General features: G+C 57.1%; 10 protein-coding genes. 4 read left to right on the forward strand and 6 right to left on the reverse strand.

Annotated elements, in window-relative coordinates:
- The first annotated feature begins 200 nt into the window (after positions 1-200).
- The 4 genes from rimO to bshC all read left to right on the forward strand — a co-directional run bounded on the left by rimO (position 201) and on the right by bshC (position 6,243).
- The gene (rimO, locus tag V9K67_RS19395; protein ID WP_336725328.1) at positions 201-1,508 is read left to right on the forward strand and encodes a 30S ribosomal protein S12 methylthiotransferase RimO; all 1,308 of its coding nucleotides are present in this window, start codon (positions 201-203) and stop codon (positions 1,506-1,508) included.
- 128 nt (positions 1,509-1,636) lie between these two features.
- Positions 1,637-2,950, forward strand: a complete 1,314-nt coding sequence (locus V9K67_RS19400; protein ID WP_336725329.1) for a PAS domain-containing sensor histidine kinase — start codon at positions 1,637-1,639, stop codon at positions 2,948-2,950.
- A gap of 40 nt (positions 2,951-2,990) precedes the next feature.
- The gene (locus tag V9K67_RS19405) at positions 2,991-4,493 is read left to right on the forward strand and encodes an aldehyde dehydrogenase (NADP(+)) (RefSeq protein ID WP_336725331.1); all 1,503 of its coding nucleotides are present in this window, start codon (positions 2,991-2,993) and stop codon (positions 4,491-4,493) included.
- Between the two features lie 52 nt (positions 4,494-4,545).
- Positions 4,546-6,243, forward strand: a complete 1,698-nt coding sequence (bshC, locus tag V9K67_RS19410; protein WP_336725333.1) for a bacillithiol biosynthesis cysteine-adding enzyme BshC — start codon at positions 4,546-4,548, stop codon at positions 6,241-6,243.
- A 75-nt stretch (positions 6,244-6,318) separates the two neighbouring features.
- Here bshC and V9K67_RS19415 read toward each other — a convergent pair whose 3' ends face one another.
- The 6 genes from V9K67_RS19415 to V9K67_RS19440 all read right to left on the reverse strand — a co-directional run bounded on the left by V9K67_RS19415 (position 6,319) and on the right by V9K67_RS19440 (position 14,945).
- On the reverse strand, positions 6,319-7,263 hold the full coding sequence (locus tag V9K67_RS19415; protein WP_336725335.1) for a DUF6929 family protein: 945 nt from the start codon (positions 7,261-7,263) through the stop codon (positions 6,319-6,321).
- Positions 7,264-7,366: 103 nt separating this feature from the next.
- Entirely contained in the window at positions 7,367-7,894 is a 528-nt protein-coding gene (gene purE, locus V9K67_RS19420) for a 5-(carboxyamino)imidazole ribonucleotide mutase (protein ID WP_336725337.1), read from the reverse strand.
- Between the two features lie 33 nt (positions 7,895-7,927).
- A complete protein-coding gene (locus tag V9K67_RS19425) occupies positions 7,928-9,244 on the reverse strand; it encodes a TolC family protein (RefSeq protein ID WP_336725338.1) in 1,317 nt (438 codons plus the stop codon).
- Between the two features lie 13 nt (positions 9,245-9,257).
- Positions 9,258-12,371 (reverse strand): efflux RND transporter permease subunit, encoded by a 3,114-nt coding sequence (locus tag V9K67_RS19430; RefSeq protein ID WP_336725339.1) that lies wholly within the window; start codon positions 12,369-12,371, stop codon positions 9,258-9,260.
- Positions 12,372-12,458: 87 nt separating this feature from the next.
- Positions 12,459-13,544, reverse strand: a complete 1,086-nt coding sequence (locus V9K67_RS19435; protein ID WP_336725340.1) for an efflux RND transporter periplasmic adaptor subunit — start codon at positions 13,542-13,544, stop codon at positions 12,459-12,461.
- Between the two features lie 267 nt (positions 13,545-13,811).
- Positions 13,812-14,945 carry a 5-(carboxyamino)imidazole ribonucleotide synthase gene (locus V9K67_RS19440; protein ID WP_336725341.1) on the reverse strand — a complete coding sequence of 378 codons (1,134 nt, stop codon included), beginning with the start codon at positions 14,943-14,945 and terminating at the stop codon, positions 13,812-13,814.
- Between the last annotated feature and the right edge of the window lie 82 nt (positions 14,946-15,027).

Genomic DNA, 15,027 nt, shown 5'->3' on the forward strand with positions numbered 1-15,027 from the left:
TTCCTGGGTTATTTGCTTATCCGTTTATACGTTCGGTTTCCAGTTACAAGATTTTAGTTTTTCGTACCGGAGTTACGCCCCTAATACCCAATGAACCAATGAACGAATCCCATCTCCGCAGGAGGTTTTTCTTTCGTTTAACGAGTAATCCCAAATGTTTTGGCGACCTTTGCGCCTCATAAAAATTCCGGTAGCGGGTCATGAAAGCAAAAACTCTCAAAAAAGATAAGGTCAATATCATTACGCTGGGCTGCAGCAAGAACATGGTGGACAGCGAAGTGCTGAGCGGTCAGCTGCTCGCCAATGAGATTGACGTCGTGCACGAAAGCAAAAAACGTGACCATAACATTGTGATCGTCAACACCTGCGGCTTTATCGACAAAGCCAAGGAAGAGTCGGTAAATACCATCCTGGACCAAGTGGCCCTGAAGCAGAAAGGCCGCCTCGACAAGGTGTACGTGACCGGCTGCCTCAGCCAACGCTACCGCGAAGACCTGGAGCAGAGCATCCCCGAAGTGGACGCCTGGTTCGGCACTATGGAGCTGCCCCTGATCCTGAAACGTTTTGAAGCCGACTACAAAAGCGAACTGCTGGGCGAGCGCCTGCTGGCCACCCCGCAACACTACGCCTACCTCAAAATAGCCGAAGGCTGCAACCGCACCTGCTCGTTCTGCGCCATTCCCCTGATGCGCGGCGGCCACGTGAGCCGCTCCATCGAAGAGCTGGTGAAGGAAGCCGAAAGCCTTGCCCGCCGGGGCGTGAAAGAGATCATGCTGATCGCCCAGGAACTGACCTATTACGGCCTGGACCTGTACAAGAAACGGGCGCTGTCCGACCTGCTGAAGCGCCTGAGCGACGTGCCGGGCATCGAATGGATCCGCCTGCACTACGCCTACCCCCACAAGTTCCCGATGGACGTGCTGGAGGTAATGCGGGAACGCGACAATATCTGTAACTACCTCGACATGCCCCTGCAGCATGCCGCCGACAATATGCTCAAGGCCATGAAGCGCCAGATCACCCGCGCCGAAATGGAAGACCTGGTACAAAGGGTCCGGGAAACCGTCCCGGGCATCTGCCTGCGCACCACCCTGATAACCGGCTTCCCCGGCGAAACCCTCGATGACGTGGAAGAGATGAAAGGCTTCCTGGAGCGCCAGCGCTTCGACCGCGTGGGCATCTTTACCTACTCGCACGAGGAAGGCACTTCGGCGCACGACCTGGTGGACGATGTGCCGGCCGATGAAAAACAGCGCCGCGCCGAGGACATCATGGCCGTGCAGCAGGAAATCTCTTTGGAAAAGAACCAGGAGAAAGTGGGACAGACCTTTAAGGTGCTGGTCGATAAAAAGGAAGCCGGCCGCTACCTGGGCCGTACCGAGTTCGACAGCGTGGAGGTGGACAACGAAGTGATCATCCAGACGGATAAAAAGCTCCAGCCCGGTAATTTCTATTCGGTGAAAATTACCCGGGCCTACGATTACGACCTGGAGGGAGAGCTGGTCTAAGCCTCCTTTCTGCGGGCCGTTCGCCCCTCCTCAGCTATCCCTAAACGGGAGGCCTGGGGAGGGGCTTTTTTTTGTACATTTATAAGCGCCTATTCTCCGAGCCTATTCACCCTTAAAACCAATCGATTATGTCCTCGGCAACTCCTTCCCCCAAAAATGAAAAACAGGTGCTCTCCAGCGACCAGATCCACTTCCTCAGCAAAGGCGAACAGGAAAAGTACGAAGAGCTGGTGCAGAGCCCTTCCCTCCTGGAAAAAGAAAAGAACAAATGGAAGGCCGCCTTCGAGGAAATGGAGGACATATATAACAATACCCCCTGTGGCTACCATTCCCTCGACGAGGACGGTGTTTACCTGAAAGTCAACCAGACCGAGCTGGACTGGCTGGGCTATACCCGCGAAGAGCTGATCCGCAAAAAACGCTTTTCCGAGCTGCTCACCGAAAGCTCGCTGCTGATCTTTGTACGGGTCTTTCCCCGCTTCCGCGAAACCGGCGCCGTCCAGAACATCGAGTTCGACATGGTGCGCAAGGACGGCACCATCCTGCCGGTACTGCTGAATTCCACGGCACTCTATGACGACCAGGGCAATTTTAAGATGAGCCGCACGGTGATCCTGAACAATTCGGAACGGAAAACCATGGAAAAAGAATTGCTGCGCATCAACCGCTCGCTGCTGGAAACGCGGCAGCAACTGGAAGAAAAAGCCCGGTCCCTGGAAGAACTCAGCCTGGAGCTCCACGAGTTGAACGAGCAGAAAGACATCCTCTTTTATATGGCCTCCGACGACCTGCGGGATCCCCTGATGAAGGTCTTCGACCTGGCCGAACAGCTGTTGAGCGATAAGGGCGTGGATCGCTACCACCCCATCTTCCGGAAGATCCAGGAAGAAACGACCCGCGCCAAACGGCTGATCCGCAACGTGCTGGTGCAGCAGCGCCTGGCAACAGGAGACAGCGACATCAAAAAGTCACGGGTCAATTTATCCGGCCTGCTGGTAGGGCTGGGCAATTTGCTGGAAGAGCAGGCCCAGCGCCTGCGGGTGAAACTCATCTGCGAAGTGTTCGACAAGGTTTACTACAAGACCGACGAGGACTACCTGGCCCAGGTGGTGGACAACCTGCTGTCGTACGCCCTCACCCAGTCGCCTCCCGACAAGGAGATCTACCTGCGCCTGGTCAAGCAGCAGGACGGCATCCATATCGAGATCGAAGATGAGGGGCCGGGCTACAAAAAAGAAGAATTGCCCGCCCTCTTTGAAAAGAACCGCTATATTTCCGGTTCCCCTTCCGGCAGGGAAGCCCTGTCGGGCATGGAGCTGTCGCTGGCAAAAAACCTGGCCGAGAAAATGAACTGGCGGCTGAGCGTTTCCTCCGAGGCGGGAATAGGCACCAAATTTACCCTGGTCCTTCCTTACCGGGACATGTACCAGGCATATTCCTAGGTGCCGGACAACTAAAAGGAACAACAGAAAGGATTAAAGAATGAACAGCAACGAACCGACCGCATTTACCGATGCCACCCTGAGCGAAGTGGATGCTGCCCTGCAGCAGTCCTGGGAGGCTTTTGAAGTATACCGCAAGAAAGACCTGAAGGCAAGGGCGCAGTTTTTACGGACCATTGCCGAAGAAATGAAGGCGCAGACCGACGACCTGATCCGCACGGCCCGGGCCGAGACCCACCTGGGCGAGGCCCGCCTGCTGGTGGAATGGAACCGGACCCTGTTCCAGCTGACCTCCTATGCCGCTGCCTGCGAGCAGGGCGCCTGGCTCGATATCCGCATCGATACCGCCGATTCACAGCGCAACCCGCCGAAGCCCGACCTCCGCAAAATGCTGGTACCCCTGGGGCCGGTAGTGGTCTTTGGGGCTTCGAATTTTCCCTTTGCCTATTCCACGGCCGGCGGCGACACCGCCTGCGCCCTGGCAGCGGGTTGTCCCGTCATCATCAAGGCGCATGCCGCCCATGCCGGCACCTCCCAAAAGGTGGCCGAAGCCGTACAGCGGGCCGCCAAAAGCTGCGGCCTGCCCGAAGGCATTTTCCTGCACCTTCATGGCGCTTCCTTCGAGGTGGGCAAGGCCCTGGTGGAGCACCCCCTTACCCGGGCCATTGCCTTTACCGGCTCCTTCGAAGGGGGCAAGGCCCTGTTCGACCTGGCCGGCAAGCGCCCCCTGCCCATCCCTGTCTTTGCCGAAATGGGCAGCGTCAACCCGGTATTCCTGCTGCCCCAAAAACTGCAGGCCGAGGTGGACGGCATTGCCACGATGTACTTTAATTCCATCACCCAAAGCGTCGGGCAGTTCTGTACCAATCCCGGCCTCATTGCCGGCATCGACAGCCCGGCCCTCGATACGTTCATCGACCTGCTGGGTGCGAAAATAAAAGGAGAAAAGCCCCAGGCCATGCTCCACCGGGGCATTGCCCAGCACTTTCGGAAAAACCGGGCGGAGGCCCTGGCCCAGCCCGGCGTGGAGCTGGCCGGCGAGACGGCCTTTCCTGCCCTGGAAAATGAAAGCATTCCAACTATTGCCACGGTGGCCGGCGCCCTCTTTTTGGAAAATCCCCAACTGCACAAAGAAGTGTTCGGTCCCTATTCGCTGGTCATCCGTTGTGCCGACCGCCAGGAACTGTTGCAGGTGGCCCGGCGCCTGGAAGGGCAGCTGACGGCCTCCCTGCTGGCGAGCGATGAAGAGGTGGAACAGTACGGCCCGCTGGTAGCGGCGTTGCAGGAGCTCTGCGGCCGCCTGGTCTTCAACGGCGTGCCTACCGGCGTGGAAGTGGCCCTGTCCATGCACCATGGCGGCCCTTTCCCGGCCACCACCGACAGCCGGTTTACCGCCGTGGGCCCCGACGGCATCAAACGCTTTGCCCGCCCGCTTTGCTACCAGGGCTGGCCCAGCCATTTGTTGCCCTGCGAGCTGCGGGACGAGAACCCGCTCGGCCTTTGGCGGACGGTCAACAACGAATTGACAAAGGAAGGTTTGTAGTTTGTGGTTATCGTGACCGTAAAGGAGTACCTGGGCTTAGAGAGATGCCGGTATGAAAATCTTAACAACCTTTTACGCCCAACTACAAACGACAAAGCGCAAACTACAAACCTCAAATCCCTACATTTACCCCATGCTGTTCGAGGCGACTTATCTACCTTACCACCAGACGAATAAATTTTCCCCGCTTGTACTGGATTACCTGGCGCTATCGCCGGCAGTAAAGCCTTTTTATACGCATCCGCCCACACCCGATGGCCTGCGCCGGGCGGTGGAGGCGAAAGCCCAACATAAGATCGACCGGGAGCTCCTGGTGAACGCACTGCTGCAGCAGTATGCAGGCGTGGGTGCCGGGGAAGAAGTGCTGGAGAATATCCGTGCGCTGGCATCGGAAAAGACCTTTACCGTGACCACCGCCCACCAGCCGAATATCTTTACCGGTCCGCTTTACTTTATTTACAAGATCCTGCATGCCATCAAGCTGGCGGCCTGCCTGCACGAGCAATTGCCGGCCTACCGCTTCGTGCCCGTTTATTACATGGGTTCGGAGGACGCCGACTTTGCCGAGCTCAATCATACCTATGTCAACGGCCACCGCATTGAATGGCAGAAGGAGCAAAGCGGCGCGGTGGGAAGGATGCGGTGTGATAAAAACCTTACCCGGCTGATCTGTGAGCTGGAAGGCCAGTTGTCGATAGAGGCCTATGGCGCCGAAGTGATCGCCCTGCTGAAGCGGTGTTATACCGAAGGAAAGACCGTGCAGGAAGCCACCTTCGAGCTGGTGAACGAACTTTATGGCAAGTACGGCCTCGTGGTGCTGATCCCCGACAATGCCGACCTGAAACGGCGGATGATCCCCATTTTCGAAGACGACCTGTTCGGCCATACGCCTTCCGCCATCGTGCGGAAAACTTCCGAAGCCCTGGAGCAACAATACAACGCCCAGGCCCATCCCCGCGACATCAACCTGTTTTACCTGAAAGACAATCTCCGGGAACGCATCCTCCGCGAAGAAGGCGGGTTCCTGGTGAACAATACGGATATCCGCTTTACCGAAGCGGAAATGAAGGCGGAGCTGCAGCAGCATCCCGACCGCTTCAGTCCCAACGTGATCCTGAGGGGCCTGTTCCAGGAGACGCTGTTGCCCAACGTGGCTTTTATCGGCGGCGGGGGCGAGCTGGCCTACTGGCTGCAGCTCAAGGACCTGTTTGTCCATTACGGCGTTCCCTTCCCGGTGCTGGTGCTGCGCAACTCGTTTATGGTCATTGAGCTGAAGTGGCAGTTGCTGATCGATAAGTTGCAGCTTTCCGATGACGACCTGTTCCTGGCGGAGCTGACGCTGCAGGACGTGCTGATGGAGCGGCAGGGCAAGCGGCCGAAGCTGAACGGCGAATGGGACAAGGTGGAGGAACTCTATAAAAGCCTGCTGCAGATCGCTACGGCGGTGGATACCACCCTGCAGCAACATATCAGTTCGCTGAAGGCAAAGACCCTGAAGCAACTTACGAACCTGGAAAAGAAGCTGCTGCGGGCCGAGCGTAAGAAGGGAGCGGCGGAATTCAACCAGGTGGCGAAGATCCGGCAGGAGCTGTTTCCCCGGAACGGCCTGCAGGAGCGGGCGGAGAATTTCAGCTCGTTCTATGCCCGCCACGGCCGCGACTTTTTCGACGCCCTGTACGACGCCTCTCTTTGCCTGGAGCAGGAATTCACCATCCTGCGTACCCGTGATAAGGGAGCGATTTCCGAGTAATAATCCTGCTTGAACAGAAAGAAAATTTCTGCTTAAGGGTTCGGAACTTTTTAAAAGTTCCGAACCCTTTGCTTTTTATAGTTTCCACGTCAGCTTTACCTTGAATAATGTACTTTCCCCATTGTCGTTGTCGGCAGCCAAATGTACCAGGAGACTGGTTTTGGTAACTTCTTCTACGGCAATCGATTCAATTTTCTGCAATCCCATTTTACCGATCACCGGAGAAAGGTTGACCAGGGCATCCGGCTGGATTTTATCGCCGGAAAGTTTTTTGGAAATATGGCGGATGGCTCCCAGGTAACTGTCGCCAATGGTACCGTCTGAAGTGGCGTTCGGAGTATCTTCGGAGGAAGCGGTAAATAAAAGCAGGTCCTTTTCTGCTACATAATCGAGCCCGGAAATCCCCAATACTCCTTTCGTTTGGGGCAGGTCAATGGCGACCACCTGCGGGGTGCCTGTTATGCCGTTTTCTTTGCTGAAGTCCGTGACGATGAAATAATTCCGGCGGTGGGTGTTGTTGGCCCGGTTGCTGAACACCAGGCGATTGTTGATGATGGCCGATCCTTCCAGGTTGGTTTCTTCCACACCGGCGACCTTGAAGAAGGAGGAGGAAACTACAGCAGCAGGCTGCTGTTTTCCTGTTGCCTGCAATTCCAGGAAAACGAATTTATTGCGGTTCGTATCCGAAAACGAGCTGAATAAGGCAAGAAAGCTTTTCGTACCCGTGGAAATAACCGTGGCGGATTCGATATCGGCTTTAGTGGCTTTGTCGATCCTTTTCTCTTTGGAGGGAAAGAGCCCCAGGCTGTCGACGGGGCGATGGTGGCGGTTGAGCACCAGCAGGTAAGGCGCATCATCGCCCATCACATACAGGCGGTTGTTGCTATACTCCAGGGCTGAGGCCGAAGGGTAGTGGGGGAGATGGGTAGTTTTGATGAGTTCCAGTTCCTGGCCCCAAACGTTTTTCGCCGGGAAAAGAGCCGGCAATAATACAAATACGATCAGGCGACACCATACCATGTGCTTCGATTTTCCTTCTTGGGTGCAATGATTTTGCCAGTTGTGGCAAATGAAAAAGCCTTTCCCGTGTTGGGAAAGGCTTTTTCATTTGCCATTTTATTGTTTAGGCGAAAGTGGTGGGATAGCCTTCTTGTTTGAGGTGTTCCACTTTTTGCAGCACTTCCGTTTCCAGTTGTTTGATGTAGTCTTCCATCTTTTTTCCCAGGGCTTCGTCGGAGGCGCCGAGGATGCGGGCCGCCAGGATGCCGGCGTTCTTGGCCGCATTCAGGGCCACGGTGGCTACCGGGATGCCGTTGGGCATTTGCAGGATGGAGAGGATCGAGTCCCAGCCGTCGATGGAGTTGGAGCTTTTCACCGGCACGCCAATGACCGGCAGGGGCGTGATGGCCGCTACCATGCCGGGTAGGTGGGCGGCGCCGCCGGCGCCGGCGATGATCACTTTCAGGCCCCGCTGCTTCGCGGTTTCCGCATACTGCATCATGCGGTGGGGCGTACGGTGCGCCGACACAACGGTCAGTTCGTAGGCCACCCCAAAGAATTTCAGAATATCTGCCGCGGCCTTCATTACGGGAAGATCGCTGTCGCTGCCCATGATAATGCCCACTAAGGGAGTTTGTGCTTGTTGTTCCATTTCTACGGTCTGTTTTGAACTGCAAGGATAAACCTATTTCACTAAATCTCCTTTCAGGCGCAGCAACTCGGTTTCGGCCACTTTGATATTGTAGCGGGCATTGATGCGGACGGTTTCGGAGTTGCCGAGGCTTTGTTCGGCCTCCCGCATTTCAATAAAGGTGGTTACTCCCTGGCGGTAGCGCTCCCGCACGATATGGAGGTTTTCACGGGCCAGGTCGATGGTGGAATCGGCCAGGGCCATGATCTCTTTCTGGGCCGTATAGTCTTTGAAGGTGTTCAGGATATTGGTATTGACTTCCTGTTGCTGGTTTTCGTAATTCAGCCGCTGGAACCGCACGGCCAGCTCCGACTGGCGGATGTTGCGGCGTACGTTGTAGTTGTTGAAAATGGGAATGGAGGCGGTCAGGCCGTAGTTAAAGCCGCGGTTCAGTGTGCTCAGTGCCTGGGCCGGGTTGATCACCGTGCTGTTGTTCAGCTGGCTGAAATTATAGGCACCCGTCACCGCCACGGTGGGGTAGCGGGCCGCCTTGGCCTCTTTTACCCCCAGCTGGGCAACGTCGATATTTTTTTCGGCCAGCAGGATGGCCGGGCTGGAGCCTTCCAGGCCCTGGATCATGTCGCCCAGCGCCAGGTTCATTTGTACCGGGATGGTGTCGCTGACCTTGTAGTTCAGGGTCTGCGGCACGTTCATCAGCCGGTTCAGGCTTTGCTTGCGCTGGTCGATGAGGGCCAGCTGGTTTACCTGTTCGGCCCTGCGGGCATTGAAGTCGATCCGGGCCTGCAGGATATCAGGCTTGATGCCCGCGCCTACTTCGAATTTGTACTCCGCCAGCTTCAGCCGCTCCTGGCTCAGCGCCATCTGTTCCTCGATGTTGCGGAGCTGCTGCTTCTGCCGCACGATATCGTAATACGTGGTGATGACTTCGGCCATGGTGTTCACCACCTGGTTTTTAACCGTCAGCGAACCGAGTTCCAGGTATTTTCCCAGCTGGTCGCGCAACACAAACATCCGGAAGCCGTCGAACACCACCCAGTTCATGGCCAGGGAGGAGTTGAGGTTGTTGGAGCGAATGCCGCTGCCGGTGCGCTTGCGGCCGTCGGCCAGCGTCGCGTTCTGCGAGTTGTTGTTGGCCAGCAGGGTGGCGGAAGCATTCAGCGTCGGCAAAAAGGCCGAGTTGCGGTATTCATAGTTGATCGCCGCCACCATCGAGTCGTTCTGCGACAGGCGGATGTCGTAATTGTTTTGCAAAGCCGTGGCTACCGCCAGTTCCAGGGTGACGCTATCCTGCTGCGCCTGCAAAGGCAGCTGGAACAAAAAGGCGGCAGCTATTAAAAAGATACGCTTCATTCGATTATTCTGTTTAGATATGGGCCGGTGCTTTTTGTTCAGCATGTCCGGTGATCGTTTCTAAATTATCCAGTTCACTTACTTTTTTGGCCGAGGACAGGAAGGAGTACATGGCCGGGATGACAAACAGGGTCAGGATCAGCGAGAAGATGATCCCGCCGACGATAACGATCCCCAGCGGGATGCGGCTGGTGGCGGCGGCGCCCAAAGACAGGGCCAGCGGCAGGGCCCCCAGCGCCATAGCCAGGCTGGTCATCAGGATCGGCCGCAACCGCATGGTGGCCGCGTAAATGGCGGCATCGGCCTTCTTCATGCCCTTCAGGCGGTTCTGGTTGGCAAACTCCACGATCAGGATCCCGTTCTTGGTTACCAGGCCGATCAGCATGATCATGCCGATCTGCGAAAAGATGTTCAGCGTATGGCCGAACGCCCAGAGCGAGAGCACGGCGCCGGCGATGGCCAGCGGTACCGTAAACATAATGATCAGCGGGTCGATAAAGCTTTCGAACTGGGCCGCAAGGATCAGGAAGATCAGGGCCAGCGCCAGCAAAAAGGCAAAGGAGGTATTGCTCGAGCTTTCGGCATAGTCGCGGCTGCTGCCGGTCAGCGAGGTGGCAAAGGTTTCGTCCAGCAGGTTGCCGGCAATGCTTTCCATGGCTTTGATGCCGTCGCCGATGGTTTTGCCCGGTGCCAGCGAGGCCGACACCGTAGCCGATTTATACCGGTTGAAGTGGTAGATGGTGGAAGGCGTGGTCGCCTCCTCGATGGTCACCAGGTTGTCGAGGCTGATCATGTTGCCGGCGGCATTGCGCACGTACAGGGTCTTGAGGTCGGTAGGATCGTCGCGGTCCGAGCGGGCCACCTGCCCGATCACCTGGTATTGTTTGCCTTCCTTGGTAAAATAGCCCAGGCGGCGGTTGCTCAGGGCCAGTTGGAGGGTTTCGGAAATATCCCCCACGCTCACGCCCAGCTCGCTGGCCTTCATCCGGTCCACGTTGATGCGCAGCTCGGGCTTGTTGAATTTCAGGTCGGCGTCCACGCTGGCAAATACCGGGTTGTCGCCTGCCGCTTCCAAAAAGTTCGGCAGCGCCTCGGCCAGCTTGCTGAAGTCGTTGTTCTGGATCACGAACTGCACGGGCAGGCCGCCGCGGCGGTTTACCGAGATGGTTTGTTCCTCGATGGCAAAGGCCCGTCCCTCGTTGAAGCGCGGCAGGTTGCGGTTGATCATCGAAACGATGTCTGCCTGGGAGCGTTCGCGCCGGTTGGGGTCTACCAGGGTCACCCGCACGAAGCCCGAGTTGGCGGCCCCGGAACCGGAAAAGCCCGGGGAGGTTACCGACAGCACGATCTGCTTTTCGGGTACCGAGTCCACCACCAGGGTGCTCAGCCGGTCGATGTATTTGTCCATGGCGTCGAAGGAGGTGCCTTCCGGCGCCGTTACCTGCAGGCGGAACTGGCTGCGGTCTTCCATGGGCGCCAGCTCGGACTGCAGGCCGCCGCCCAGGAAATAAATGATGCCGACGCAGGCGGCAATGATGATAATGGATACCCAGCGCACCCGCATGAAAGCGGTCAGGGCGTTTTTATAGCCGTTCTCCATGGCCTCGAAAAAGGGTTCGGTCTTGGTGTAGAACCAGGAGTGCTTGTGCACCTTGCGGGTCATTTTCACGTTGAGCACCGGCGTCAGCGTCAGCGACACGAAGGCCGAGATCAGCACGGCGCCGGCCACCACGATGCCGAACTCGCGGAACAGCCGTCCCACGAAGCCCTGCAAAAAGATGATGGGCAGGAACACCACCGCCAGCGTGATGGAGGTGGAGATCACCGCAAAGTAAATCTCCTTGGAGCCTTCCTTGGCGGCCTGCCACTTGTTCATGCCCTGCTCCATTTTTTTGTAAATGTTTTCCGTTACCACGATGCCGTCGTCCACCACCAGGCCGGTTGCCAGCACGATGGCCAGCAGGGTCAGCACGTTGACGGTGAAGCCGCAGAGGTACATGATAAAGAAGGCGCCGATCAGCGAAACGGGGATGTCGATCAGCGGACGGATGGCGATGAGCCAGTCGCGGAAGAACAGGTAGATGATGATCACCACCAGCACGAAGGCGATGATCAGGGTTTCCTCCACCTCGGAAATGGACTTTTTGATGAATTTCGTCTGGTCCAGGGCGATATTGAGGGTCACGTCCTCGGGCATTTCCTTTTTGATCTGCTCGAAGCGCTTGTAGAATTCGTCGGAGATGGCCACGTAGTTCGAGCCGGGCTGCGGCACGATGGCCAGGCCGATCATGGGGATGGTGCTTTCTTTCAGCACGGTTTCCTCGTTCTCGGGGCCCAGCACGGCTTCGCCGATGTCCTTAATGCGGATGTCGCTGCCGCCCTGGTTTTTAACGATGATGTTGTTGAATTCCTCCTCGGTGTTCAGCCGGCCGAAGGTGCGCACGGTCAGCTCGGTGGCGTTGCCGGCGATCTTGCCCGAAGGCAGCTCCACGTTCTGCGCCAGCAGGGCCGTTTGCACGTCGCCGGGGGTAAGGCCGTAGGCGGTGAGTTTTTTGGGGTCGAACCAGATGCGCATGGCGTAGCGCTTTTCGCCCCAGATCTGGATGCCGCTCACGCCGGGGATGGTCTGCAGGCGTTCCACCAGCACGTTGTTGGCCCATTCGGTGATCTCCAGCTGGTTGCGGGTATTGCTCTGCACGGTCATCGACAGGATGGCGTCGGAGGAGGCGTCGGCCTTGGACACCACCGGGGGCGCGTCCAGGTCGGAGGGCAGCGAGCGGGTGGCCTGCGATACCTTGTCGCGGACGTCGTTGGCGGCCGCTTCCAGGTCGATGCTCAGGTCGAACTCGACGGTGATGTTGGAGGAACCCGAGGAGCTCAGCGAGGTAATGTTTTTAACGCCGGCAATACCGTTGATGGCTTTTTCCAGCGGCTCGGTGATCTGCGATTCGATGATGTCGGGGTTGGCGCCGGGATAGGAAGTGCGCACGTTGATGTTGGGCGGATCAATGGCCGGGTAGTCGCGGACGCCCAGGAATTTAAACCCGATGACGCCGAACAGCACGATGATGATGTTCAGTACAATGGCCAGCACCGGCCGCCTTAAGCTAATTTCGGATATATTCATACCACAGCGGACGCTTTCTTCCCGCGGGAAGAAAGCGGTTTTATTTCGTTGATAAATACTTCGTTTTTACAGGGCTCGGGTTCGGGCTTATTTGCCTGTGGACACTACTTTGTTGAGCTGCACCTTCGCATCCGGCTTCACGCTCAGTAAACCCGTAACAATAACCGTGTCGGCTTTTTTGAGGCCGCTGGTGATCTGCACCATGGCGGAGTCGCGGATGCCGGTGGTCACGTCCACGAACTTGGCGGTGCCGTTGTGGTACAGGGCCACTTTCTTGCCGCGGGCCTGCGGGATGATGGCCTGGGTGGGCACCAGCAGGGCGTTGGGATCGGGCTGGAAGGCCAGCTGCACCTTGGCAAAGCCGCCGGGTACCAGTCCCGACTGCACCCCCGACACGCGGGCTCTTATGGTAAGGCTGCGGGTGGCCTGGTCGATGCCCGATTCGGTAGCCATTACCTTGGCGGTGTATTCCTGGTCCGATCCGTCGATGGTAAAGTGGATGGTCTGGCCGGCCTTTACCTGGGAAATGTATTTTTCGGGCAGGCTGAAATCGAGGCGCAGGGCGTTCGTTTTCTGGATGCTGGCCACTATGGTCTGGGGCGTTACGTAGGCGCCCACGGAGATCTGCTTCAGGCCGAGCTTACCGCTGAAGGGTGCCCGGATAACGGTTTTGGCGATTTCGGTATTGATGATGTCGAGGTCGGCGGTGGTGGTGTTTACCTGGAGGGTGGTATTGTTGTAATCCTCCTTGCTGATGCCGCCGATTTTGAGCAGTTTTTCGTGGCGGCCTTCGGTTTGCCGGGCGATCTCCAGTTGCACCTGCAGCTTGCGGCGCTGGGCCTGCAGGTCGCCGTCGTACAGGCGGGCGAGTACGGCACCCTTGCTGACCTGGGCACCCTCGCGAATGTTGAGGCTGGTGATGCGTCCCGATACCTCGGGATGGATCTCGGTAGCGTCTTCGGCCACCAGTGTACCGGGTACTTCCAGGGTTTCCTGAACCTCCTGGGTGCTCACCACGAATACGTCCACTTTGGGAGTCGACTGCCTGCCGCCTTTGCCGCCCTGGCCCTTGCCGGGGGCAGCTATTTTTTCCTCTTTGTGACCACAGGAAGCGAGCAGAAGGGTAGAAGCACACAACAGGAAAAGAAAGGAAGGTAACGGTATAATTCTCACGTGATTTCGTTTGGGGGTTATCGGGCAAAAGTAGCCACTAATCCCCTGATTAACGTTGAAACATGGGTCAAACAGGAACAGGTTTAACGATAATTAACCTTCATATAAGAGGAAACTGCCAGAAGACCGGAAGGCAAAAAAAAGGTGTCCGGCCGGTAAAAGCGGGACACCCTGTAAAGTGATTTCGGATGTCGGATTTCGGATCCCCTTGAAAGCAGTAGGAGTCGTACTTCTATGAAGGGTTCCGACATCCGACATCCGAAATTTTTAGGCCTTTTCGGATACCACGGAAATGGCCTGCCTGATCCGGTTGGCTTTGTGAATGAGGTCCTGGCGGTCGCTGCTCAGCACGGTAACGTGGCCCATCTTGCGCCCGGGCTTTGTAAAGCGTTTGCCATAGAGGTGCACAAAAGCACTGTCCATGCTCAGCACGTCCTCGAGCCCTAAGTAGCGGGCTTCGCCGGAATGGTTGTCGCTGCCGATGATGTTGACCATCACCGAAGGCAGCAGGCATTTGGTTTCACCCAGGGGATAATTCAAAATAATCCGCCACAGCATATCGAACTGCGAGGAAAAATGCGCTTCAATGGTATGGTGGCCGCTGTTGTGCACGCGGGGGGCGGTTTCGTTAACGACCACCTCGTTGTTCTCGTCGACGAACAGCTCCACAGCAAACAGGCCCGGCGAGCCCAGGTTCCGTACCACCGAAAGGGCGATGGCTTCGCTCTTCCACAGCACCTCCTGCGGGATAGCTGCCGGGCACAGCTGGTAGTCGAGCTGGTTCAGGTCCTTGTTGAACACCATCTCCACCGGGGGGTACAGGGCGGTTTTGCCGTTCTGGCCCACGGCCACGATCTGGGCAATCTCTTTTTTGATGCGCACTTTTTTCTCCAGCACGCTGTGGGCATCAAAGCCTACCGAAGCGGCGGTATTCAGGTTTTCGATCACCTGCACGCCGCGGCCGTCGTAGCCGCCGGTGGCCAGCTTCTGCACGCCCGGAAGCAGCTGGGGGAAGTTGCCGATCTCGCTGCGGGATTGCAGGATGGCGTACTCGGGCGTAGGAATGCGGTGGCCCGCATAAAATTCTTTCTGCAACACCTTGTTCTGGATAATGCGCAGCACCGAAGGTTTGGGGAATACTTTGACCCCTTCGCTTTCCAGCTTTTCGAGGGCGTCGATATTGACGTTCTCGATCTCGATGGTCAGGGCATCCAGGTTTTTTCCAAACCGGTACACCGCTTCAAAATCACGGATGTCGCCTTGGATAAAATGCCGGCACAGGTGGGCGGCCGGGCAGTCCGCATCGTTCTCCAACACATAGGTTTCCACCGGGTAATTGGCGGCGGCCTGCAGTAACATCCTGCCCAATTGTCCGCCGCCGAGTATTCCTACTTTTTGCATGGCGCGAAGGTAGGAAAACAAAACTGAGTGCACGTAGGGGGCGTAAGGGAATGCACCGCTGTGGATAAGTAAAAGCGGAAAT

This window comes from Huijunlia imazamoxiresistens (genome assembly GCF_037132455.1).
In the GTDB taxonomy this organism is placed as follows: domain Bacteria; phylum Bacteroidota; class Bacteroidia; order Chitinophagales; family Chitinophagaceae; genus Flavisolibacter; species Flavisolibacter imazamoxiresistens.